The sequence below is a fragment of the Agromyces sp. CCNWLW203 genome, from assembly GCF_036576125.1.
Taxonomy (GTDB): Bacteria; Actinomycetota; Actinomycetes; order Actinomycetales; family Microbacteriaceae; genus Agromyces.
Window position 1 is genome coordinate 220,954 of record NZ_JAZHYX010000005.1, and the last position, 22,998, is coordinate 243,951.

Here is a 22,998-nt window from a genome sequence, read left to right on the forward strand (position 1 = left end):
CATCGTGACCACCCCCGCCTTCCGCGGCGTCATCCCGCCCGTCCTCACCCCGCTCGACGAGTCGGGCGCCTTCGACGAGGCGGCGTTCGAGCGCCTCGTCGAGCGGCTCATCGCCGCGGGCGTGCACGGACTCTTCGTGCTCGGCTCCTCGGGCGAGGTCGCGTTCCTCTCCGACGCCGAGCGTGCGCGTGTGCTCGAGGCATCCGTTCGCATCGCTGCAGGACGCGTGCCCGTGATCGCGGGCGTCAACGAGATGACGCCGGTCCGCGTCATCGGCCAAGTGCGTCTCGCCGAGTCCGCCGGCGTCGACGCGATCGTCGCCACCGCGCCGTACTACGCCCGTCCGAGCGCCGCCGAGGTCGAGGCGCACTTCCGCGCCATCGCGGCGGCCACGTCGCTGCCGATCTTCGCCTACGACGTGCCCGTGCGCGTGCACTCGAAGCTCGACCACGCGATGCTCGTGCGCCTCGGCACCGAGGGCGTGATCGCCGGCGTCAAGGACTCGAGCGGCGACGACGTCGCGTTCCGCCGCCTCGTGATGGCCAACCGCGCCGCCGGCAGCCCGCTCGTGCTCTTCACGGGTCACGAGATCGTCGTCGACGGCGCACTGCTCGCCGGTGCCGACGGCGTCGTGCCCGGCCTCGGCAACGTCGACCCCGTGCGCTACGTGCAGCTCTTCGAGGCGGCGGGGGCCGCCGACTGGGCTCGCGTGCGCGTGCTGCAGGACGAGGTGGCCGAGCTCTTCGAGATCGTCTTCCAGGCGAGCGGCGTGAGCGGGGAGGCAGCCGGTCTCGGCGCATTCAAGACGGCCCTCGCCCACCTCGGCGTCATCTCCTCGAACCGGATGTCGCAGCCCGTGCCGTCGCTCGAGGGCGACACCGTCGCCCGCATCGCCGCGATCGTCGACCGCGCGGAGCTCTCGGCCTGATGAACACCACCGCCATCGGCGTCGATCTCGGCGGCACGAAGACCGCCGTGGGCCTCGTCGGTGCCGGCGGCCTGGTGCTCGGTCGGGTCTCGGCGCCGACGCCGGCGGCGCAGGGCCCAGGCGCGGTGCTCGACACGGTGGTGGACCTCGTGCGGTCGCTCCTCGATCGGGCGGGCGCGAACATCGTCGTGAGCGGATGCGGCGTGGGCTCCGCCGGCGTCATCGACGCGGCGAGCGGCGTGGTGGCCTCAGCGACCGACTCCCTGCCCGGCTGGACGGGGACCCCGGTGCGCGACGTGCTCACGGCCCGGCTCGGGATGCCGGTCGCCGTCGTCAACGACGTGCACGCGCACGCCCTCGGCGAGGCGCTGCACGGCGCGGGCGCCGATGCACCCACCGTGCTCATGGTCGCGGCGGGCACCGGCGTCGGCGGCGCGCTCGTCGTCGACGGACGGGTGCACTCCGGGCGCCGCGGCGTCTCGGGCCACTTCGGCCATGTGTCCTCGATCGAGGCCGTCGGCCGCCCGTGCACGTGCGGCGGCGCCGGGCACCTCGAGGCGATCGCCTCGGGGCCCGCGATGTGCGCCGTCTACCGCGAACGCAGCGGCGACGACGGGGTGGCCGATGGCCGCGAGGTCGTGCGGCGCGCCGCAGCGGGCGACGAGCACGCCGCGGCATCCGTCGCCCTCGCGGGCCGTGCGCTCGGCCGCACGATCGGCGGACTCGTGAACGCCCTCGACCCCGACCTCGTGATCGTGGGCGGCGGTCTCGCCTCGGCGGGCGAGCCATGGTGGGCGGCGCTCCGCGAGGCCGCCGACGGCGAGCGCCTGCCGCTGCTCGCCGACACGCCGATCGTGGCCGCAGCGCTCGGCGCGGACGCCGCGATCGTGGGAGCTGCAGCTCTCGTCAGCATCACCGCATCGGAGGAACCAGCATGACCGACCTCGACCTCGAGACGCTGCGCGGCGGGCTGATCGTCTCGTGCCAGGCCTACCCGGGCGAACCCATGCGACACGCGGAGACGATGGCGCAGATCGCCGAGTCGGCCGTGCGCGGCGGCGCCGTCGCGATCCGGGCGCAGGGCATCTCCGATGTACGACTCATCCACGAGCGCGTCGCGCTGCCGCAGATCGGGCTCTGGAAGGACGGCCACGGAGGGGTGTTCATCACGCCGACGCTCGACCACGCGCTCGCCGTGGCAGGCGCCGGTGCCGAGATCGTCGCGATCGACGGCACCCGGCGCGAGCGACCCGACGGGCTGAGCCTCGCCGAGACGGTGCAGCGGCTCCGTGCCGAGACGGGGGTGCTCATCATGGCCGACGTCGGGTCCGTCGACGACGGGATCGCCGCCGCCGATGCGGGCGTCGACCTCGTCGGCACGACGCTCTGCGGGTACACCGGCGAACGACCGAAGACCGACGCCCCCGACATCGAGGTGCTCGCGGAGCTGGCCGCGCGGCTCGACGTGCCGGTCGTCGCCGAGGGGCGCGTGCACACGCCCGCACACGCGTCGGCGTGCATCGACGCCGGCGCATTCGCCGTGGTGGTCGGCACGGCGATCACGCATCCCGCAACGATCACGACGTGGTTCGCCCGCGCCGTGGCGCGCTGAGTGACGGCGGCGACGAGCGCCGGGGGCGTGCTCTCAGACGACTCACGGGTGGGAGCCGACACGGCGGGCATCCCCTTGCCGGAAGCACCGACACGTGCCCGCCGCGTCGCGACCCTTCCCCCCAGAGGGGTCATCGTCACGTCTATTCGGGTAAACGGAGACGACCCTCCGAATGATACCGGATCGACGCGCGTACAGTGAAAGCGTGACTTCATCCGTGTCTCCGCGTCGCGATGCCAGACGCAACCACGAGCGACTGCTCGTCGAGGCGAAGCAGCTCTTCGCCGAGCGCGGAATCGATGCACCCCTCGACGAGCTCGCGGCACGCGCGGGCGTCGGCGCGGGCACGGTCTACCGTCACTTCCCGAACCGCGACGCGCTCGTGCGCGAGATCTACGATGCGGCCGTCGCCGACCTGCACGACTTCGCCCCGCAGTTCCTCGGTGCCGAGACGGGATGGCAGGCGATCGAGCTCTGGCTCGAGCTGGTCAGCGGATGGCTCGTCGCGGCGCCGTACCTGCCGGCCGTGATGCGCCGCGTGGCCGAGCTCGATCCGAACCATCGCCCAGGCACCGAGTTCGCGCCGATGATGGACGCCGTCGTCGACCGGGCGAAGGCCGAGAGGGCCCTGCGGGCCGACGTCACTGCGGTCGACCTCAGCGTGATGGTCGACATGCTCGGCTCGCTCGGGCAGTACGGCGGCGCGTACCAGCCGTTCTGGCGCCGCCAGCTCACGGTCATGCTCGACGGCCTGCGCGCGCGCCCCGACGTCACGCCGCTGCCCGGTGACGGGCAGGCCTTCGACGAGTTCCACGACATGTCGCACGCGAAGGGGCCGAAGCCCGCGCCGCGCTGAGCGGCCGGCCGGACCCCGCGCACCGGCCGTCGTCTGGCTCGCCGCGCCTACCTCGCTCCGCTCACCATGCCGAAGTGACGCGAACCGACCTTCGAGCGGTACTCGAAGGTCGATTCGCGTCACCTGGGTGAGAGATCAGGCCTCGGCGGCTGGGTCCGCGAGGGCTGAGGATGCCGCGGGGAACCAGCCTCGACCGACGACGTCCTTCGCGCGGATGGTCACTACGGCGACCGCAGCGAGCAGCGCGGCGACCCCGGCTCCGACGAAGATCGCGCGGAACCCACCGGCCGCGACGACGTCGGCGCTCGCGCCGCTCTCGGTGAGGGCTGCGGTGACCGCGCCGCTGACGGCGCCGAGCACGGCGAGTCCGAGTGCACCGCCGATCTGCTGGCTGGTGTTCACGAGGCCACCGGCCAGTCCGGACTCCCCGCCGTCCACCCCGTCGACCGCGAGCTGGGTCGCCGTGACGAAGGCGCCGCCGAGGCCGACCCCGATCGCGAGGCTCGGGCCGAGCACGTGCACGAGGAACTCCGCATCGCTCGGCGCCGCAGCGAGCCACGCGAGCCCGCCGGCGAGTACGAGCAGCGATGCGGTCAGCACAGGGCGGATGCCGAAGCGGGCGACGAGCGGCGGCACGACCCCGGCGATCACCACGAGGGCTCCGGCGAGGGGAAGCTGCGAGAGGCCGGCGGCCAGCGCATCGAAGCCGAGCTGCTCCTGCAGGAACACGGAGAGTGCGAAGAACAGCGCCACCATCGCGGCGCCGACGAGCAGCATCACGAGGTTGCCCGCCGTGACCGCGCGATTGCGGAACAGCTCGAGCGGCACGAGCGGCGTCGCGGTGCGTCGCTCGATCGCGACGAACGCGGCGAGCAGGGCGACGCCGACTGCGAGCAGCCCGAGGACGAGCGGGTTCGCGAAGCCGAGCGCTTCGGCGTTCGAGAGGCCCGCGACGAGTGCGACGAGGCCGGCGGTGACGGTCGCCGCACCGGGCAGATCGAGCGTGGTCGCGGCGCCGCGCCGGTCTCGTGCGACGAGGAAGGGGATCGCGACGAGCACGATCGCACCGATCGGCGCGTTCACGAAGAACACCGTCTCCCAGCCGAACGCGCCGGTGAGGAGGCCTCCGGCGAGCACGCCGGCTGCACTGCCGGCGCCCGCGACGGCACCCCAGATGCCGAGTGCCTTCGCGCGGTCGGCCGACGTCGTGAAGAGGTGGGTCACGATCGCGAGCGAGGCCGGGGCGAGCAGGGCGGCGGAGGCCCCTTGCACCGCCCGTGCGGCCAGCAGCCAGTTGCCGTCGGGCGCGAGCCCGGCGGCAACGGAGGCCGCGACGAACCCGGCGGTGCCGATGAGGAAGACGTTCCGGTGACCGAACCGGTCGGCGAGGCGACCGCCGAGCAGCAGCAGGCTGCCGAAGGGCAGCACATATGCGGTGATGACCCAGGCGAGCGCGCCCTGGTCGAGGCCGAGGTCGGCGCCGAGGCTCGGGATCGCGATGTTCACGATCGAGGCGTCGAGCACGACGAGGAACTGCGCGAGGGCGAGGGCGCCGAGCGCCCACCAGCGCAGGTGAGTGCGGTCGGGCGCGCTCGGGGCTGTGATGACGGCCCGAGCCCCGGTCGCAGCATGCTGCTGCGACCGGGCCTCGGCGTGACGGGTGGTGTTCATGGGGGTGTCCTTTCGATTCGACGACGGATGCCCCGAGGAGACCCGTCGAGAGGGGGAGATCAGTTCCAGAGGGAGAGCATCGCCAGGGCGGCGAAGGTGAGCACGCCGAAGGCGACCCACCAGAGCACTCGCTCCGCGGACGGGCCGCCGGACGATGCCGGGGCGATCGGGGCGATGGCGACCGGGTCGGATGCGGCGGACGGGGTGACGGGATTCGCGTCGTTCACGAATTGCTCCAAACGGGTATGGATGAGTGATTAGTCAGTCACTATCGAGGCGAAAGAACAGCCCACACGGCGAGTGGCGCGTGGGCGACAGCTGCTATGACCAGGACGAGAACATCGCGAGGTCGAGGAGCACGAGCGGGATCAGGGCGACCCAGCGCATGACGCGTTCGGACTTCATGGAGCACCTCCTCTCGAGGTGACGGGTTCGGGTGGGTGGTTCACGCGACCGAGCCGGCGTCGGCGCGAGGGCTGGAACTCGCGCTGTCGCCCGAGTCGGGCGCGCCCGCCGCGAAGTCGGGGTGGCGAATGCCCGCCGCGAGCGTCGTGGCCCATGCCGCAGTCGAGTCGTCGATGCCGAGCGTGGCCACGAGGTGGCAGAGCTGGCCGAAGGCGATGAATCGCTGCACCGCGGCATCCGTCGCACCCGATCTCGTCGACGCGAACTCGGTCACGCGCTGGTAGCCGCGCCGCAGGGCTGCACCGATCTCGGGCACCTCGACCGCCGACTGCGCGTGCACCTGCAGCATGAGCAGGTCGCGGTCGGCGATGAGCTCGGCGTAGGCGCCGCCCATGGAGTCGAGGATGCCGTCGGGCGTGGTCGACGTTGCGCGTTCGACGCCATGGCCGAGCGACTCGACCACTCGGTCGTAGCAGGCGTCGAGCGCGCCGACGAAGAGTTGCTCCTTGCTCGGGAAGAGCTTGAAGACGTAAGCCGACGAGATGCGCGCTTCGGCTGCGACGTCGGCCACCGTGGTGCCGCGGTAGCCCGTACGGGCGAAGGCGGTGATCGCGGCGGCGATGACGAGCGGTCGCCGTTCCTCTGCGGTGGAGAGCTTGGTTGCCATATGAGTGACTGTACACTCACTCGCTCGCTATGTGCAAGTGCGAGGTTCGCGCCACGCTCGTGTCGACAGAGCCACCCCCGGGCTCGGGCCGAATTCGCAGACGTCAGTCGGCGGCGCGCACCACGACGAGGTTCGCCCACGGGTCGTCGAACGCGAGGGTGAGGCCGTCGTCGCGCGTCTCGACGCGGTAGTGGGCCATGCGCTCGCCGAGTCCGCCGAGGTCGTCGGCGCTCGGCACGACGATCTCGACCTTGCCGAGTCCGAGCGCGAGTCCGCGTCGGCCGGCGCCGCGACTGTTCCACGTGTTCATGGCCATGTGGTGGTGGTAGTCGCCCGCCGAGACGAAGAGCGCCTGGTCGCCCATCTCGGCCGTCGTCTCGAAGCCGAGCCGCTCGACGTAGAACTCGCGGGCGCTCGCGACGTCGCCGACCGAGAGGTGCACGTGGCCCACCACGGCGTCGCCCAGGCCGAGACCGGATGCCGCGGCATCCGCCCCGCCCTCGGTGAGGTGTTCGCGGAGGTACTCGTTGGGGTCGAGGTACAGCGTCGCCATCTCGATCGTGCCGTGCGTCCAGCTCCACTTCGAGCGGTCGCGGTCGAAGTAGAGCTCGATGCCGTTGCCCTCGGGGTCGGTGAAGTAGAAGGCCTCGCTCACGAGGTGGTCGGCGCTGCCGGTGAAGGTGCCCGGATGCTTCGACGCGACCGAGTAGATCGCGGTCGCGAGCGCCTCACGGGTGTCGAAGAGGATCGCCGTGTGGAAGAGGCCGGCGTCGCGCGGCGAGGCGTGACGCAGCTCGGGCGCGTGCTCGAGGATCACGATGGGCGTGGTGCCGCGGCCGAGCACGGCGACGGGGCCGTCGTGGCTGAGGAGTTCGAGGGTGACGGCGTCGCGGTAGTAGCGGATCATCGCGTCGAGGTCGCCGACGCGCAGCGTCACGGCGCCCATGCCGGTGTCGGCCGCGAGCAGTCCTGCACCCTTCGGTGCGCCATTAGTTGTAATCACAACTAATGATAACCCGGGGGCCGGCGGGCCTATTCCCTCAGGCGCCGACGCTCAACCGCTCGAGCAGCTCGCGGTAGCGCGCGGCGGTCTGCTCGACGATCTCGTGGGGGAGGGTCGGTGGCTCCTCCGAGACCTCCTGGTCCCAGTTCGCGGCGAGCCAGTCGCGCACGATCTGCTTGTCGAAGCTCGCCATGCGCAGCTCGGGCGTCGCGGCGGTGGCGTACGCCTCGGCGTCCCAGTAGCGGCTCGAGTCGCTCGTCAGCACCTCGTCGGCGAGGGTCACGATGCCGGTCGCGCGGTCGGCGCCGAACTCGAACTTCGTGTCCGCGAGAATCAGTCCGCGTGCTTCGGCGATCTCGGACGCGCGGGCGAAGATCTCGAGCGAGAGCTCGCGAAGTTGCGCAGCGACGACCTCGCCGACGAGTTCGACGGTGCGCTCGTACGAGACGTTGACGTCGTGCTCGCCCATCGGCGCCTTCCACGCGGGCGTGTAGATGGGCTCGGGCAGGCGGCCGCCGTTCTGGAGACCCTCGGGCAGCGGGATGCCGCCGATCGCTCCCGTCTGCTGGTACTCCTTCCAGCCGCCACCCGTGATGAAGCCGCGCACGACGCACTCGATCGGGAACATGTCGAGCGTGTGGCAGAGCGTGCCGCGCTCGGCGAACTCGGCCGGCACCTCGGGCAGGGCGAGTGCCTGCAGGCGGTCGTCGAGGGGCTGCGCCAAGTGGTTCGGCACCTCGGGCAGCTGGTCGAACCACCAGCGGGTGAGGCGCGTGAGCATCGCTCCCTTGCCCGGGATCGCGGGCGAGAGCACCTGGTCGTACGCGCTCACACGGTCGGTCGCGACGACGAGCACCACCGGCGAGAGGTTCAGCGGGTCGCCGGTCCAGCTGTCGTCATCGACGAGCAGCTCGGTCGGCACGTACAGGTCTCGCACCTTGCCCGAGTACACGTGGGTCCAGCCGGGGTGCTCCTGCGATGCGTTCATGGTTCCTCTATTCGGCGACGCGGGCGGCGATGTCGGTGCGGTACTGGCCGCCGTCGAGCCGCAGGTGGCCGAGCGCCTCGTAGGCGCGTCGGCGGGCTTCGGCGAAGCCGTCGCCGACCGCGACGACGTTGAGCACACGGCCACCGGTCGCGATGAGCGGCAGGTCGTCGGTCGCCGTGTCGGTCTCGCTCGCGGCGCCGATCGCGGTCGCGGCGTGGGCGAGGTGCACGCCGGGCACGGATGCCGCGCCCTCGATGCCCTCGATCGCACGCCCGGTCTGCGGCGCCTCGGGATACCCCTCGCTCGCGAGCACGACCGTGACCGCGGCATCCGCTCGGAAGACCGGTCGCGGCAGCGAACCGAGCCCGCCGGTCGACGCGGCGAGCAGCAGGCCCGACAGCGGGGTCTCGAGGCGGGGGAGCACGACCTGCGTCTCGGGGTCGCCGAAGCGGGCGTTGAACTCGATCACGCGGATGCCGCGCGAGGTGAGGATGAGGCCCGCGTAGAGCAGCCCGATGAAGGGCGTCTGCTCCTCGGCGAGCTTGCGCACCGTCGGCAGGGCGATCGTCTCGATGACCTCGTCGACGAAGGCCTGCTCGCTGCCGAACCGGCCGCCGCGCCCGTCGGAGGCGTCGGCGAGCCACGGCAGCGGCGAGTACGCGCCCATGCCGCCGGTGTTCGGGCCGGCATCGCCGTCGCGCAGGCGCTTGTAGTCCTGCGCGGGCGAGAGCGGCAGCACGTTCGTGCCATCGGAGAGCAGGAACAGTGACACCTCCTGGCCGTCGAGGAACTCCTCGATCAGCACGGGGCCCTGTTGCAGATAATGGGCGGCGTGGGCGACCGCCGCGTCGCGGTCTTCGGTGACGAGCACGCCCTTGCCGGCGGCGAGGCCGTCGGCCTTCACGACGTAGGGGGCGCCGAACTCGTCGAGCGTGACCTCGACGTCGTCGAGGGTGTCGGCGAGGTTCGCGCGGCCCGTCGGCACGCCGGCGTCCTGCATGATGCGCTTCGCGAAGGTCTTCGACCCCTCGAGCGCGGCCGCGGCCTTGCCCGGGCCGAACACGGCGATGCCGCGGGTGCGCAGCGCGTCGGCGACGCCCGCGACGAGCGGGGCCTCGGGGCCGATGATGACGAACTCGATGTCGTTGTCGAGCGTGTAGTCGCTCACGAGCACCGGGTCGGCCGGGTCGAGCGCGATGGTCGTCACGCTGCCACGAGCCGAAGAGGTGGGGGATGCCGCGATGCCCGCGTTGCCCGGCGCCGCGATGATCTCGTGGCCGGCCTCCTCATCGAGGAGCGCGAGGATGATGGCGTGCTCGCGCGCGCCCGAGCCGAGGACGAGGATTCTCACCGGTTCAGGCTACCGCGTCGGGCTGCGCGGCTTCGCCCCGTGACGCATCGGCCGAAACGCCCTGGCCGCCGCAGCGCTCGGTTCCCCCAGATCGAGCGCCACCATCCCCTCTGCAGATCGAGTGGGCAGAAAGGGCGCTCATTTCGCGCTGAGAACCGCAACAACTGCACACTCGATCTGCTGAGAGGATGGAGGCGTGACTGCGACGCCCGATGACCTGCCCGTGGACGTCCCGAGCCCCCGCGGCCACCGCCTCTTCTGGTGGGTGCTCGCCATCGCCGCCTTCATCGTCGTGATCGACCAGGCGAGCAAGTGGTGGGCCGAGGCTGAGCTCGGCGACGGCACGACGATCCCGGTGATCGGCGACCTCATCCGCTTCGTGCTCGTCTACAACCCGGGCGCCGCGTTCTCGATCGGCACCGAGTACACGTGGATCTTCGCGATCCTCGCGGGCGTCGGCGTGATCGCCGTCACGTGGTTCGCCTGGCGGGTCGGATCGGTCGGCTGGACGATCGCGCTCGGCCTCATCCTCGGGGGCGCGATCACCCACCTCGGCGACCGCCTGTTCCGCGACCCGGGCTTCGGCCGCGGCCACGTCGTGGACTTCATCGGCTACGGCGACTGGTTCATCGGCAACGTCGCCGACATCGCGATCTTCGCGGGCGCCGTGATGATCCTCGTGCTGACGTTCATGGGCATCGCGCCCAAGGGCGGGCGCGTGCGCGACGACGAGTGACGGCGGCGCGGCATCTCGCCTGACCGACGGCACTGACGGCGGCGAACCGCCGGTGGCAGAATGGCCGACATGGCACGCGTGAGGATCGGCGACGACATCGGGCGGGCGGCCGTCACGGCCCTGCAGACGGCGACGGCCGAGGGGGCGGATGCCGCGACATCCGTCGACCGTTCGACCCTCGCCCTCGCGGTGCGCTACACGCTGCAGCTGCTCGCCGAAGAGGCGCCCGGCGGCACGGTCGAGGTGCGGGTTCCGCCGTTCGGCGCCGTGCAGTGCATCGAGGGCCCCAAGCACACGCGCGGCACCCCGCCGAACGTCGTCGAGACGGATGTCACGACGTGGCTCGCCCTCGCGACGGGCACCCTCTCCTGGGCCGACGCACGAGCGGCCGGGCGCGTGCACGCCTCTGGCCAGCGCGCCGATCTCGGCGACGTGCTGCCGATCATCCGCTGACGCGGTTCGGCGTTCGGCGTTCGGCGTTCGGTGCCGTCGTGCCGCTTCAGCGCACCGGCAGTACGAGCGGAACTCCCGTGCGCGGGTGCGGCACGACCTCGACCGGCTGGCCGTAGACCGCCTCGATGCGTTCGGCCGTCAGCACCTCGGCGGGCGCACCCGTCGCGACGACCCGGCCGAGTCGCAGGAGCGTGATGTCGTCGGCATAGGCGGCGGCGAGGTTCAGGTCGTGCAGCACGACGACGACCGTAGCGCCGGCAGCGGCGTGGTCACGGGCGAGGCGCAGCACGTCCTCCTGGTGCTTCAGGTCGAGCGCGGCCGTCGGCTCGTCGAGGAGCAGCACGGGCGTGCGCTGCGCGACGATGCGGGCGAGGGCGACTCGTGCGCGCTCGCCGCCCGAGAGGGAGGGCACGGTGCGGGCGGCGAGGTGCGAGACATCCGTTGCCGCCATCGCGGCGTCGATCTCGCGGTCGTCATCGTCGGCCGCGCTGCTGCCCGCCCACGGGTGGCGTCCCATCGCGACGATCTCCCGCACGGGGAAGGGGAACGAGACCGTGTGCTCCTGCGTCAGCACGGCGCGGAGCCTCGCGAGCACCTTCGGCGACTGGCGGGCGACCGCGGTGTCACCGAGGTGCACGGTGCCCGAGGCTGCCGCGCGGTCGCCGGCGAGGGCGGCGAGCAGCGTCGACTTGCCCGCGCCGTTCGGGCCGATGAGCGCATGCACGCGGCCCGGCGCCGCCGTGAAGTCGACCGAGTCGAGCAGGCGCACGCCGTCGATCTCGACGGCGAGGCCCGTGGCGGTGAGGGCGAGGCCCGTGGCGGTGAAGGCGAGGCTCATCCCCAGCCTCCCGATCGACGGCGCGTTCGCCGGAGCAGCCAGAAGAAGAACGGGCCACCGATGATCGAGGTCAGCATGCCGATCGGCAGGTCGGCCATCGGCACCATCGTGCGGGCGGCGAGGTCGGCGAGGAGCAGCAGCAGCGCGCCGCCGAGGGCGCTCGCGACGAGCAGCGGCCGGTGGGCCGGCCCGAGCACCATGCGCATGAGGTGCGGCACGATGAGCCCGACGAACGCGATGATGCCCGCGAACGCGACGGCCGAGCAGACGAGCACGGCGACCACGACGATCGAGACGATGCGCACCGTCTCGACCCGCACGCCGAGGTGGCGTGCGCCGGGCTCGCCGAGCGAGAAGAGGTCGAGCGTGCGGCCGAGGAGCAGCGCCGCGACGCCCGCGACGACGACGAGCGGCAGCATGACGGCGACCTCGGGCCAGCGGGCGCCGTTCAGCGAGCCGAGCTGCCAGAACACGATCTCCTCGCGGGAGCCGGTGTCGCCGATGAAGGTGAGGAAGGCGAGGGCGCCGCCCGCGAACGCGTTGATCGCGATGCCCGTCAAGACGAGCGTGACGACTTCGGTGCGGCCGCCCGCGCGGCTTGCGAGGTACACCACGAGGGTGGCGCCGAGGCCGGCCACGAAGGCGGCGACGGCCGTCACCCAGTCGCCGAACGCCGTCCAGCCGAGCACGATGGCGGCGGCGGCGCCGAGCGCGGCGCCCGACGAGACGCCGACCACGCCCGGCTCGGCGAGCGGGTTCGCGAAGATCGCCTGCATGACGGTGCCCGCCATCGCGAGCGCCGCGCCGATGAGCAGGGCCATCGCGATGCGCGGGAAGCGGATGTTCCAGAGCGCCGAGTCGGTGTTCGGCAACGCCTCGGGCGCATCGCTCAGGCCGAGGCCTCGCAGGAGCGAGTTCCAGACCTCGTGCGGTGGCACCGGCAGCTGCCCGGCGCCCGCGGAGACGACGACGCCCGTGACGAGCGCGACGGCGAGGCCGCCGAAGAGCAGCAGGCTCCGCGTGCGCGGGGCGAGACCCCGCCTCTCCGTCGCCTCGCTCGCGAGGCTCGGCAGCACGGCATCGGCTGGCGAACTCGCCTCGGCCGGATCGGATCCGGCGGCGTCGGCCGGCGCGTCGGCGCGGGTGTCAGTCATCGAGGTACCCCGACTGCTCGGGCGCCCACACCGCCCGGGCGAGGGCCTCGACGACCTGCGGTGCGCGCGGTCCGAAGCTCAGGATCTCGCTGTCGGCCATGTCGACGAACCGGCGGTGCACGCCGGCGGGTGTCGAGGCGAGCGCGGGTACGCGTTCGAGCAGTCCGTCGATGCCGCCGGCCGACTCGAGGCCGCCGCTCATGAGCAGCACGACGTCGGGCTGGGCGGCGACGAGCGCCTCCGCGGTGACCGGCCGCATGCCCTCCCAGCCGATCTCGCTCGCGATGTCGACACCGCCGATCGACTCGATGAGCGAGTCGGCCCCCGACTCGGCGCCGAAGAGGTAGTAGACGTTCGCCGAGCCGCGCACGTAGAGGAAGGCGATGCGCGGTCGCACGGCCGGGTCGGCGGGGATCGTCGCGTCGATCTCGGCGGTGACGCGGGCGAGGTCGGCGTCGACCTGGGCCGTGAGCAGCTCGCCGCGCTCGGGCACGCCGAGCGCTGAGGCGACCTGCCCGATGAGGTCGTCGATCGTGTCGAGGCTGCGCTCGGAGGTCGTGATCACCACGGGGATGCCGCTGTCGCGAAGCTGGTCGAGCACGTCGAGCGGGCCGAGCGTCGTGTCGGTGATCACGACGGTCGGGTCGAGCGCGAGGATCGCCTCGGCGGTCAGGTTGTGGCCGCCCTGCGTCACGACGGGCAGAGCGGATGCCTCGGCGAATCCGGTCGAGCTGTCACGCCCCACCACGTGGTCGCCGAGGCCGAGGCCGAACACGGTGGCGGCGAGCGAACCCGAGACGTCGATGGGCAGGATGCGCGAGACATCCGTCACTGTCACCTTCGTGCCCTCGTCGTCGGTGACGGTCGCCGGAAGCTGCGGGGCCTCGTCGGAGTCGATCGTCGGCAGCGCCGCGTCGGCGAGGCACGCGGTCGACGGGCCCTCGATCGTGCGCGGCGAGGCGTCGATCGCGAGTTCGGTGAAGGGGGTCGCGCTGGCGACGCACTGCGGCTCGGCGGTCGAGCCGCTCGCGGTGGCGACGCAGCCGCTGGTCAGCATCACGGTTGCTGCGAGGATCGCGGCGACGGCGAGACGGTACGGACGCGATGCCCGGGACGCAGGTGCTGACGTCGGGCGCGGAAGGACACGGGAAGCCATGAAGTGAGGTAAGCCTTACCTTAAAGTTGACAGGGCGGCAGGCTTCACTCTAGCGTCTTCCTTAGCTGAGGCTTACCTAACTCAGCAATCCTCACTCCCACCCTCGCGACGCGTCCGCCGCCTGTGCGCGCCGTCGCTTCGCCATGCCTGGAGGACCGCGTCGTGAAGACACCGTCATCGATACCCACCCGCTCGGGGAGGCGCTGGATCGCCGGCGCACTCGCGGCCCTGCTCGCCGTCGGCGGCTCGATCCTGACTGCGGCGCCCGCGCTCGCCGAAGAGATCGCACCGGCGGCGGTGGCATCGCCGTCGCTCGCCGTGACGCCCGCCGATGACGTGGACCCCGCAGTCGAGAACACGTTCACCGTCTCGGGTACCGGGTACGTCGGTGCCGGGGCGGCGAACGGCGCCTATGTGCTGCTCGGCGATGCCTCGATCTGGAGCGGCGGAGGCCCGTTGGTCGCAGAGGGGTGGATCTCGCTCGGCTGGGTGCCCTCGGGCTCGATCGTCGACGGTGCGTTCACGACGACGCTGAAGGCGCCGGCCGGTTCGTTCGACCCGGCGAAGTCCTACGTCGTCGCAACGTCTGCGGCGCACGGTCTCTCGGTCACCGACCGGTCGCTCGACGCCTTCTCTCCGATCACGATCGCGCAGCCGACTCCGCCGGAGCCGGTGGCCGACCCGGTGCTGACCGTGTCGCCCTCCATCGATGTGGACCCTGCGGTCGAGAACACGTTCACCGTCTCGGGTACCGGGTACGTCGGTGCCGGGGCGGCGAACGGCGCGTACGTGCTGCTCGGCGACGCCTCGATCTGGAGCGGCGGTGGCCCGTTGGTCGCCACCGGCTGGATCGCACTCGGCTGGGTGCCCGCAGGCTCGATCGTCGACGGCGCGTTCACGACGACCCTGAAGGCGCCGGCGGGTTCGTTCGACCCGGCGAAGTCCTACGTCGTCGCGACGTCTGCCGCGCACGGCCTCTCGGTCACCGACCGGTCGCTCGACTCGTTCTCGCCGATCGCGATCGCGCAGCCCGAACCCGAGCCGGTGGTGCCGACGGTGACGGTGTCGAAGACGAGCGGGCTGGATGCCGCGGGCGAGAAGGTCGTCGTGAAGGGCACCGGCTTCGTGTCGAACGCCCCCGCGACGAATGGTGTGCGTCCGCCGCTGGCGGGCAAGTTCGCCGGCGCGTACGTGGTGTTCGGCTCCTTCGCCGAGAACTGGAGGCCGAGCGCGGGGGCTGCGTCGTCGGCGCGGGTCGTGGACTCGCAGAAGTGGGCCGTGGATGCGGCCGACGTCGAGACGATCGGCGGCGCTGCTGCCGGTGCGGTCGCGATCGGCGCTGACGGCTCCTTCGAGGTCGAGCTGACCGCACGCGAGTTCGACAAGGCCCTCGCGGGTGGCAACTACGGCGTGTACACCTACGCCGGCAGCGGCGCCAAGGTCGCCGCGTTCGAGACCTACACCCCGATCGCCTTCGCGACCGAGCCGGTGGTTCCGACGGTGACGGTGTCGAAGACGAGCGGGCTGGATGCCGCGGGCGAGAAGGTCGTCGTGAAGGGCACCGGCTTCGTGCCGAACGCCCCGGCGACGAATGGCGTGCGTCCGCCGCTGGCGGGCAAGTTCGCGGGCGCCTACGTGGTGTTCGGCTCCTTCGCCGAGAACTGGAGGCCGAGCGCGGGGGCTGCGTCGTCGGCGCGGGTCGTGGACTCGCAGAAGTGGGTCGTGGATGCGGCCGACGTCGAGACGATCGGCGGCGCTGCTGCCGGTGCGGTCGCGATCGGCGCTGACGGCTCCTTCGAGGTCGAGCTGACCGCACGCGAGTTCGACAAGGCCCTCGCGGGTGGCAACTACGGCGTGTACACGTACGCCGGCAGCGGTGCCAAGGTCGCCGCGTTCGAGACCTACACCCCGATCGCCTTCGCGACGGTCGAGCCCCCGACGCCCGGCCCCGGTCCCGGGCCCGTTGCGCCTATCGCGAGCGGCTCGCTCACGTGGGGTGTCTCCAGCGCGTTCCGCAACTACGTCGTGGGCGCCATCGCGAAGGGCTCGATCTCGGTCGGCTCGGGCGCGACCCAGTCGGGCGGCGTCTTCCAGTTCGGTCAGACCGGCGGCAGCTACAGCCAGGCGATGGGCACCGGCACCGCCGATTACGCGGGTTCGGTGCGGTTCTCCGGTCACGGCGGCCTGCTCGACCTGACCTTCGCGAACCCGACCCTGCGTGTCACCACGCCCACGAGCGGCGTGCTCGAGGTCTCCGCGAACGGGTCGCGGGTCGACCTCGCGTTCGTGGATCTCGCGCGCGGTTCGAAGTCGCACGTCAACGGTGCGACGCGCATCGCGAACGCACCGGTCACGCTGACCGCCGCGGGAGCCGCCGCATTCGAGGGGTACTACGCAGCCGGCGGTGCGCTCGATCCGCTGACCGTCGTCATCGGCACGCCGGGAGCGGCGCCTACCGGCAACTCGGGCACAGTCGCCAGCACCTCGGCGTCCACGGCCGCACCGCGGAGCGTGCCGGCCACGCCGCCCGCGACGACGGGCATCACGCTCGACCCCGCCACCCTCGCCGCCCTCGCGGCGGGCAAGGAGGTCACCGTGACGGTCGACGGCTTCCAGCCGAACGAGGCCGGCATCATGGTCGTCGTCTACTCGACCCCGACGGTGCTCGCACGCGACCGCGTCGCCGATGCCGCCGGCATCGTGACCTGGACGGGGAGCCTCCCCGCCGGCCTCGCGGCCGGCGATCACACGCTGACCTTCCAGGGGTCGACGGCGAAGGGCATCCGCTTCACCGTCAGCGCACCCGCGGGCCTCTGCACCGTGACCGAGGCCACGCTCGACTGGGGCTTCAAGGCGTCGTTCCTGCAGTACCTCGAGAGCGGCATCGCGAACGGCGAATGGATCGTCGCGGGCGCGAGCGAGCAGGACGGCGTGTTCGGGTTCAGCGGCGGCACCGGTTCGATCGAGGCCGAGACGGTGCGCGGCATCGTCGCGTTCCCCGGCTCGATCGAGTTCACCGGTCATGACGGCGCGCTCGACACGACGATCGCGAACCCGTCGATCGAGTTCGTCAGCGGCGATGAGGCCTACGTGCGGCTCGACGTCACGGGTACCACCCAGCAGGGCGAGCCGGTCACCGCGACCGGCGTGCGCTTCGCAGTGCTCGACCTCGAAGGTGCCCTCGAGCGCGACGGCGACTCGCTCGTCGGCACGGCGGTGCCCGCCGAGTTCACCGAGGAGGGCGCGGCGGCGTTCGGCACGTACGCGAGTGGCGAAGAGCTCGACCCGGTCGCGTTCGCGATCGCGCTGCCGGCCGACTGCGGCATCGAGGCGGATGCGTCGAAGCCCGACGTGAAGCCGGCCGCAGCCGTCGACTCCGAGGTGCAGACAACCGCCGCAGATGGCCCGGCACCGTGGCTCATCTGGCTGCTCGTGGCGGTCATCGCGCTCGCGATCGCCGCGCTCGTCGTGTTCCTGATCGTTCGGAGCCGTCGCACGGCGCACTGACGCAGGTCGAGAGCTGTGGAGGCCCGTTCCGGAAGGAGCGGGCCTCCCGTCGTGGTCGCAGCGAAGGGTGGGACAATGGAGAGGTGACCGACCCCGTGAACACCCCCGAACCCGACGAGCAGCGCATCTCGCAAGGCGCCGATGCGATCGTGCCGCTCGAGACCGAGGTCGAGCGCGACACCGTGACCATGCGACGGGCCCCGCGCTACTCGCGGTTCATGACGCTCGGCGCCCTCGTCGGCGCCGTGGTCGCCCTCATCCTGACCATGAGCTTCCCCGCGAACGACGAGTTCGACCGTGGCCAGGTGTTCGGGTTCCTGCTGCTCGCCTGCGCGGCGATCGGACTCGCCCTCGGCGCCCTCGTCGCGCTCCTCATCGACCGCGCCACCGCGCGCCGCGCGAAGTCGGTCACTGTCGAGCACGAGACGATCCACCCGGTCGACGAGTAGCAGCCGCGTCGCTCTCGGAACCGTCGCTGGCCCGAGACGCAGCGCGAAACGGCGAGCGGATGCCGCGGCATCCGCTCGCCGTTGCCTGTCAGCTGAGTTGCGTGCGCTCCACCCAGCCGAGGTACTCCTCGGTGACGGTGCCGGTGACGTACTCGCCCGTGAAGCACGACAGATCGAGCTGCTCGATGGGGGTGCCCTCGGTGATCGCGGCCTGGAGGTCGGCGACCTCCTGGTAGATCATGTGGTCGGCGCTCAGCTCCGAGGCGATCTCGGGAATCTTGCGGCCGTAGGCGATGAGCTCCTGCCGCGAGGGCATGTTGATGCCGTACACGTGCGGGAACCGCACGGGCGGGGCCGCCGAGGTGAAGGTCACCTTGTTGGCGCCGGCGGCGCGCGCCATCTCGACGATCTCCTTCGAGGTCGTGCCGCGCACGATCGAGTCGTCGACGATCAGGATGTTCTTGCCCTTGAACTCCGTGCCCATGGCGTTGAGCTTCTGGCGCACCGAACGCTTGCGCTCCGCCTGGCCGGGCATGATGAACGTGCGGCCGACGTAGCGGTTCTTGTAGAAGCCTTCGCGGTACTCGATGCCGAGCTTCTGCGCGACCTGCATCGCGGCGGGCCGAGAGGAGTCGGGGATCGGCATGACGACGTCGATGTCGCCCTTGTCCATGTGGGTCTCGATCGTCGTCGCGAGCCGGTCGCCCATGCGCAGGCGCGCCTCGTACACCGAGATGCCGTTCATGATCGAGTCGGGGCGGGCGAGATAGACGTACTCGAACGAGCAGGGAACGAGCACCGGGTTCTTCGCGCACTGCCGCGAGATCATCTCGCCGTCGAGGCCGATGAAGATCGCCTCGCCGGGGCGCACGTCGCGCACGATCTCGTAGCCGCCCGATTCGAGCACGAGCGATTCGGATGCCACGATCCACTCGTCGCGACCGTTCTCGGCGGTGCGGCGGCCGAGGATGAGTGGTCGGATGCCGAACGGGTCGCGGAAGGCGAGGAGCCCGTAGCCGGCGATCAGCGCGATGACGGCGTACGAGCCCTCGACGCGCTCGTGCACCTGCTCGACGGCGGTGAAGACCTGGTCGGGGTCGAGGTCGAGGCCCGTGATCTGGCCCTGCAGCTCGGTGGCGAGCACGTTCAGCAGCATCTCGGTGTCGCTCGTCGAGTTCACGTGGCGGCGGTCGATGCGGAAGAGGTCTTCAGACAGTTCGCGCGTGTTCGTGAGGTTGCCGTTGTGCACGAGGGTGATGCCGTAGGGCGCGTTCACGTAGAACGGCTGAGCCTCCTCTTCGCGCTCGGCGGCGCCCTTCGTCGCGTAGCGCACGTGGCCGAGCCCCATGTTGCCGATGAGCGAGCGCATGTCGCGGGTGCGGAACGCCTCGCGCACCTGCCCGCGCGCCTTCGTCATGTGGAAGATCGGGCCGTCGGCCGTCGCGATGCCGGTCGAGTCCTGACCGCGGTGCTGCAGCAGCAGCAGGCTGTCGTAGATCTGCTGGTTGGCCGGTTCAGTGGAGACGATTCCGACGATGCCGCACATGCGAGCGATGGCTCCTCGAAGGTGGGGGAAGTGTCCGAGCAGGACTCCTCAATCCTCGCATACGTGCACGGGTGAGCCGGCTGAGAGACGGCTGCTGCTCAGCTGAGCGCTTCCCCTGTTCCCTGAGCTCGGCCTGCCCTGAGCCCGTCGAGGGTCGAAGGGGGCCGGATCAGTATTCCGTCGGCTTCGCGAGCACGGCCATCGTGCACCTCGAGACGCACACGAGCTTGCCCGCGGCATCCGTGATCTTGATGTCCCAGACCTGCGTCGTGCGCCCGCGCGTGAGCGGCACGGCCTCGCCGTAGACCCAGCCCTCGGCGACCGGTCGCACGTGGTTCGCGTTGATCTCCATGCCGACGCAGTAGAACTTCGCGGGGTCGACCGTCAGCGTCGCGCCCCAGCTCGCGAGCGTCTCTGCGAGGGCGACGGATGCTCCGCCGTGCAGCACCCCGCCGGGCTGGCGGGTGCGGTGGTCGACGGGCATCCGGCCCTTGAGCGAGCCGTCGGTGGTCTCGGTCAGCTCGATGCCGAGGGTGCGGATCAGGGTGTCGTCGCGCGCGTTCGCCCACTCCAGTGAGGGCTCGCCGAACCAGATGCTCATGCCGTCGAGTCTGTCACGGTGAATCCCGCTGGTTGAGGAGCGAGCGCAGCGAGCGTCTCGAAACCGGGTTGCTCGCGCTCAGGGTTTCGAGATGCTCCTTCGTCGCTCCTCAACCCGCTGTGCCTACGCGAGCTCGGCGATGATCGGGTGCATGGCGTCGTCGAACGCCGCGGCATCCGCTCGCAGCGAGTCGGTCACCGCGACGGTCAGGTCGCCGATCCACCAGACGCCCGATTCGGCGAGCGGCACGACTTCGACGTTGAGCTCGAAGGAGTGCGCGCGGCGGCCGACCTCGCGTTCGTGCTCGGCGATCGTGCCGGCATAGGCGCGGTACGAGTCGCCGCGGCGGGCGGCCGAGGCGTTGCGGTAGCCGTCGTGCGCCCACTCGGCCCAGGCTCGTGACGCCTCGGCGTGCGGCACGATGGCGGCGGCGAGCACTTCGGCGCCGGTGGTCGGAAGCGCGACATCGGTGTCGAAGGCCTCGACGAGTTCCAGCGGCACGGCCGACGTGTGCGTCTCGGGTTCGACGGTCATCGCCCACCAGGCCCGCCACTGCTGCTCGAGCCGGTCGTGCTGATCGATCTCGAGCCGAGCGCCGACGGCGCCGACATCGCGCAGTCGCGGCAGTTCGAGGGGGGAGGCGATGCCGAGCACTTCGCGAAGGTAGAGCGCGAGGAGGACCGGGCGACTCGCATTCTCACGGATCACCCACGATGGCGTGCCCCCCGGCTGCATGGCTGAATTCTAGTCCGCGGTTGGCGCGGCGGCACGGTTCGGCGCGCGGGGGGAGCGGATCGACGGGCAGGGCGGCGGGTACGCTGGTCGGGTGACCTCGAACTCGTCCTATGCCGCTGCCGGAGTCGACACGCACGCGGGGGACCTCGCCGTCGAACTGATGAAGGCGTCGGTCTCCGCGACGCACGGGCCCAACGTGCTCGGCGGCGTCGGCGGATTCGCCGGGCTCTACGACCTCTCGTTCGCGAAGGACTACACCCGGCCGCTGCTCGCGACCTCGACCGACGGCGTCGGCACGAAGATCGCGATCGCGCAGGCGCTCGACAAGCACGACACCATCGGCCAAGACCTGGTCGGCATGGTCGTCGACGACATCGTCGTGGTCGGCGCGAAGCCGCTCTTCATGACCGACTACATCGCGTGCGGCAAGGTCGTGCCCGAACGCATCGCCTCGATCGTTACGGGCATCGCCCGCGCCTGCGCCGAGACCGGCACCGCCCTCGTCGGCGGGGAGACGGCCGAGCACCCGGGTCTCATGGGCGCCGACGACTACGACGTCGCGGGTGCCGCGACCGGCATCGTCGAGGCCGACCGCCTGCTCGGCGCCGAGAAGGTGGAGTCCGGCGACGCCGTCATCGCGATCGCCTCGAGCGGCCTGCACTCCAACGGCTTCTCGCTCGTCAGGCACATCCTGACGAGCGCCGGCATCGGGTACACCGACGCCTCGGCCGAACTCGGCACGACGTGGGGCGAGGCGCTCCTCGAACCCACGCGCCTCTACACCGGCCAGCTCGTCGAGTTGCTCGCCGGCCCGCACGGCGACGCCGTGCACTCGCTCTCGCACGTCACGGGCGGCGGCATCGCCGCGAACCTCGCCCGCGTGCTGCCGCTCGGCTCCTGGGTCGAGCTCGACCGCACGAGCTGGTCGCCCGCCCCCGTCTTCCGCGTGCTGAACGACCTGGCCGGCACCTCGCTCGAATCGACCGAGGGCACCTGGAACCTCGGCATCGGCTTCTTCGCCGTCGTGCGAGCGGATGCCGCGGCATCCGTCATCTCGGCGCTCGGCGCCCTCGGCCTCCCGTCGTGGCAGGCCGGCACGGTGACCATCGGCGACCGCGATCTCGCTGGCTTCGAACAGGGAGCCAAAGGCGTCGACGGCGGCGCCGTGCGACTCGTCGGCTCGTACGCGAGCTGATCGGCCGCGCCGTGCAGACGCCGGTCTCGATCGGACTCATCGGCACCATCGAGGCGTCGATCGTCGCCGCGCTCGCGCCGCGCATCGAGCGGCTCGGGTTCCACGCGCTGTGGCTCAACGACATCCCGGGCGGCGACTCGCTCGCGGGACTCCGCGTCGCCGCGGCCTCGACCTCCTCACTGCGCCTCGCGACGGGCGTCATCCCGCTCGACCGACGCCCGGTCGACGCACTCGACCTCTCGGGGCTCCCGGCCGACCGGCTGAGGCTCGGCATCGGATCCGGCCGCACCGCGCAGTCCCTGGCGCTCGTCGGCGACGGCATCACGGCGCTCCGCGAGGCCACCGGCGCCGAGATCGTCGTCGGCGCCCTCGGCCCGCGCATGCGCCGCCTCGGCGCCGAGCGTGCCGATGGAGTCCTCCTGAACTGGCTCACCCCGCAGGCGGCGGCTGCCACGACCGCCGAGCTGCACGACCTGGCGGGTGCCCGGCCCGTGCAGTCGGTGCTGTACGTGCGCACCATCGTCGACCCTGCGGCGCGCGGGCAGCTCGAAGCGGAGGCTGAGCGGTACGAGCAGGTGCCGGCGTATGCCGCGAACTTCGCCCGCCTCGGCATCCGGGCGATCGATGCGACGATCGACGACGCTCGTGCGCTCGTCGCCTACGACGGCACGGTCGACGAGGTCGTCGTGCGCGCGATCACGCCGAGCGGGTCGCTCGCCGAGTACGAACACCTCGTCGAGACGACCGCTGCGTGGGCCGAACACGGCGAATAGGTGCGCGCAGCGATCGGTTCGCGCACGACGCAGCGAGCGACCTCGTCGCAAGAGCAGCGGATGCCGCGGCATCCGCTGATCGGTCACCGCTGGGCCGGGCCGCGGGGGCCGGGTGTCTCGCGGTGGTACGAGGTCGTTACGAGCTGGAAGAGGAACGAGCGCTTATGCGCGCTGTTCGTCTCCGGCGACGTAGGTGTCGTCATCGTCGGCGGCATACTCCGCCCACTTCGACGCCTCTTCGCTGTACTCGTCATGCGGCGAGCTGGTGGTGAGCTCGCGCTCAAGCGCGTTGTAGTCGGTGTTCGGGCTGAAGTACTTCAGCTCCCGAGCGACTTTGGTGTGCTTGGCTTTCTGACGGCCGCGCCCCATGCGTG

General features: G+C 71.5%; 23 protein-coding genes. 10 read left to right on the forward strand and 13 right to left on the reverse strand.

The features are described from left to right. Nucleotides 1-4 precede the first annotated feature (4 nt). The 4 genes from VPH61_RS13225 to VPH61_RS13240 all read left to right on the forward strand — a co-directional run bounded on the left by VPH61_RS13225 (nt 5) and on the right by VPH61_RS13240 (nt 3,396). Entirely contained in the window at nt 5-928 is a 924-nt protein-coding gene (locus VPH61_RS13225) for a dihydrodipicolinate synthase family protein (RefSeq protein WP_332063966.1), read from the forward strand. Further along, a complete protein-coding gene (locus tag VPH61_RS13230; RefSeq protein ID WP_332063967.1) occupies nt 928-1,866 on the forward strand; it encodes an ROK family protein in 939 nt (312 codons plus the stop codon). Before VPH61_RS13225 ends, VPH61_RS13230 begins: the two co-directional genes overlap by 1 nt. Next, a complete protein-coding gene (locus VPH61_RS13235) occupies nt 1,863-2,540 on the forward strand; it encodes an N-acetylmannosamine-6-phosphate 2-epimerase (protein WP_332063968.1) in 678 nt (225 codons plus the stop codon). The genes VPH61_RS13230 and VPH61_RS13235 overlap by 4 nt, the downstream gene beginning before the upstream one ends. A 205-nt stretch (nt 2,541-2,745) precedes the next feature. Continuing rightward, nucleotides 2,746-3,396, forward strand: coding sequence for a TetR/AcrR family transcriptional regulator (locus VPH61_RS13240; RefSeq protein ID WP_332063969.1), 651 nt, complete (start codon nt 2,746-2,748; stop codon nt 3,394-3,396). A gap of 135 nt (nt 3,397-3,531) precedes the next feature. Here VPH61_RS13240 and VPH61_RS13245 read toward each other — a convergent pair whose 3' ends face one another. The 6 genes from VPH61_RS13245 to purD form a co-directional block, all read right to left on the reverse strand. Beyond that, complete coding sequence (locus VPH61_RS13245) at nt 3,532-5,067, reverse strand: DHA2 family efflux MFS transporter permease subunit (RefSeq protein ID WP_332063970.1); 1,536 nt, start codon at nt 5,065-5,067, stop codon at nt 3,532-3,534. Between the two features lie 59 nt (nt 5,068-5,126). Next, nucleotides 5,127-5,294 carry a hypothetical protein gene (locus tag VPH61_RS13250; RefSeq protein WP_332063971.1) on the reverse strand — a complete coding sequence of 56 codons (168 nt, stop codon included), beginning with the start codon at nt 5,292-5,294 and terminating at the stop codon, nt 5,127-5,129. Between the two features lie 218 nt (nt 5,295-5,512). Next, a complete protein-coding gene (locus VPH61_RS13255; protein ID WP_332063972.1) occupies nt 5,513-6,139 on the reverse strand; it encodes a TetR/AcrR family transcriptional regulator in 627 nt (208 codons plus the stop codon). A gap of 103 nt (nt 6,140-6,242) precedes the next feature. Then, nucleotides 6,243-7,085, reverse strand: a complete 843-nt coding sequence (locus VPH61_RS13260; RefSeq protein ID WP_332064109.1) for a VOC family protein — start codon at nt 7,083-7,085, stop codon at nt 6,243-6,245. A gap of 94 nt (nt 7,086-7,179) precedes the next feature. After that, nucleotides 7,180-8,130 (reverse strand): phosphoribosylaminoimidazolesuccinocarboxamide synthase, encoded by a 951-nt coding sequence (locus VPH61_RS13265; RefSeq protein ID WP_332063973.1) that lies wholly within the window; start codon nt 8,128-8,130, stop codon nt 7,180-7,182. 7 nt (nt 8,131-8,137) lie between these two features. Continuing rightward, on the reverse strand, nt 8,138-9,481 hold the full coding sequence (purD, locus tag VPH61_RS13270) for a phosphoribosylamine--glycine ligase (RefSeq protein ID WP_332063974.1): 1,344 nt from the start codon (nt 9,479-9,481) through the stop codon (nt 8,138-8,140). Nucleotides 9,482-9,677: 196 nt separating this feature from the next. On the opposite strand from purD, the gene VPH61_RS13275 reads away from it, so the two are divergent. Together VPH61_RS13275 and VPH61_RS13280 are read left to right on the forward strand one after the other, a co-directional pair. Beyond that, nucleotides 9,678-10,217, forward strand: a complete 540-nt coding sequence (locus VPH61_RS13275; RefSeq protein ID WP_332063975.1) for a signal peptidase II — start codon at nt 9,678-9,680, stop codon at nt 10,215-10,217. A 69-nt stretch (nt 10,218-10,286) separates the two neighbouring features. Next, nucleotides 10,287-10,670, forward strand: a complete 384-nt coding sequence (locus VPH61_RS13280; protein WP_332063976.1) for a sterol carrier family protein — start codon at nt 10,287-10,289, stop codon at nt 10,668-10,670. A 46-nt stretch (nt 10,671-10,716) separates the two neighbouring features. Here VPH61_RS13280 and VPH61_RS13285 read toward each other — a convergent pair whose 3' ends face one another. Genes VPH61_RS13285 through VPH61_RS13295 form a run of 3 tightly spaced genes read right to left on the reverse strand, consistent with a single transcriptional unit; the run spans nt 10,717 to nt 13,818 of the window. Continuing rightward, nucleotides 10,717-11,508, reverse strand: coding sequence for a heme ABC transporter ATP-binding protein (locus VPH61_RS13285; RefSeq protein WP_332063977.1), 792 nt, complete (start codon nt 11,506-11,508; stop codon nt 10,717-10,719). After that, nucleotides 11,505-12,662 carry a FecCD family ABC transporter permease gene (locus tag VPH61_RS13290; protein ID WP_332063978.1) on the reverse strand — a complete coding sequence of 386 codons (1,158 nt, stop codon included), beginning with the start codon at nt 12,660-12,662 and terminating at the stop codon, nt 11,505-11,507. The genes VPH61_RS13285 and VPH61_RS13290 overlap by 4 nt, the downstream gene beginning before the upstream one ends. Continuing rightward, nucleotides 12,655-13,818, reverse strand: coding sequence for a heme/hemin ABC transporter substrate-binding protein (locus VPH61_RS13295; RefSeq protein ID WP_332063979.1), 1,164 nt, complete (start codon nt 13,816-13,818; stop codon nt 12,655-12,657). The genes VPH61_RS13290 and VPH61_RS13295 overlap by 8 nt, the downstream gene beginning before the upstream one ends. A gap of 162 nt (nt 13,819-13,980) precedes the next feature. Here VPH61_RS13295 and VPH61_RS13300 point away from each other — a divergent pair, with 162 nt between their 5' ends. Beyond that, the gene (locus VPH61_RS13300) at nt 13,981-17,325 is read left to right on the forward strand and encodes an HtaA domain-containing protein (RefSeq protein ID WP_332063980.1); all 3,345 of its coding nucleotides are present in this window, start codon (nt 13,981-13,983) and stop codon (nt 17,323-17,325) included. A gap of 83 nt (nt 17,326-17,408) precedes the next feature. Next, complete coding sequence (locus tag VPH61_RS13305) at nt 17,409-17,774, forward strand: potassium transporter Trk (protein WP_332063981.1); 366 nt, start codon at nt 17,409-17,411, stop codon at nt 17,772-17,774. A gap of 88 nt (nt 17,775-17,862) precedes the next feature. Here the strand turns inward: VPH61_RS13305 and purF are convergent, their stop codons facing one another. The 3 genes from purF to VPH61_RS13320 form a co-directional block, all read right to left on the reverse strand. Next, nucleotides 17,863-19,320 carry an amidophosphoribosyltransferase gene (purF, locus tag VPH61_RS13310; protein WP_332063982.1) on the reverse strand — a complete coding sequence of 486 codons (1,458 nt, stop codon included), beginning with the start codon at nt 19,318-19,320 and terminating at the stop codon, nt 17,863-17,865. Between the two features lie 169 nt (nt 19,321-19,489). Beyond that, on the reverse strand, nt 19,490-19,921 hold the full coding sequence (locus VPH61_RS13315; RefSeq protein ID WP_332063983.1) for a PaaI family thioesterase: 432 nt from the start codon (nt 19,919-19,921) through the stop codon (nt 19,490-19,492). A 123-nt stretch (nt 19,922-20,044) separates the two neighbouring features. Further along, nucleotides 20,045-20,656 carry a zinc-binding alcohol dehydrogenase gene (locus VPH61_RS13320; protein WP_332063984.1) on the reverse strand — a complete coding sequence of 204 codons (612 nt, stop codon included), beginning with the start codon at nt 20,654-20,656 and terminating at the stop codon, nt 20,045-20,047. Nucleotides 20,657-20,747: 91 nt separating this feature from the next. Here VPH61_RS13320 and purM point away from each other — a divergent pair, with 91 nt between their 5' ends. Together purM and VPH61_RS13330 are read left to right on the forward strand one after the other, a co-directional pair. Then, complete coding sequence (purM, locus tag VPH61_RS13325; protein ID WP_332063985.1) at nt 20,748-21,851, forward strand: phosphoribosylformylglycinamidine cyclo-ligase; 1,104 nt, start codon at nt 20,748-20,750, stop codon at nt 21,849-21,851. An 11-nt stretch (nt 21,852-21,862) separates the two neighbouring features. Then, nucleotides 21,863-22,624, forward strand: coding sequence for an LLM class flavin-dependent oxidoreductase (locus VPH61_RS13330; protein ID WP_332063986.1), 762 nt, complete (start codon nt 21,863-21,865; stop codon nt 22,622-22,624). A gap of 162 nt (nt 22,625-22,786) precedes the next feature. Here the strand turns inward: VPH61_RS13330 and VPH61_RS13335 are convergent, their stop codons facing one another. Continuing rightward, on the reverse strand, nt 22,787-22,993 hold the full coding sequence (locus VPH61_RS13335; RefSeq protein ID WP_332063987.1) for a DUF3073 domain-containing protein: 207 nt from the start codon (nt 22,991-22,993) through the stop codon (nt 22,787-22,789). Nucleotides 22,994-22,998 lie beyond the last annotated feature (5 nt).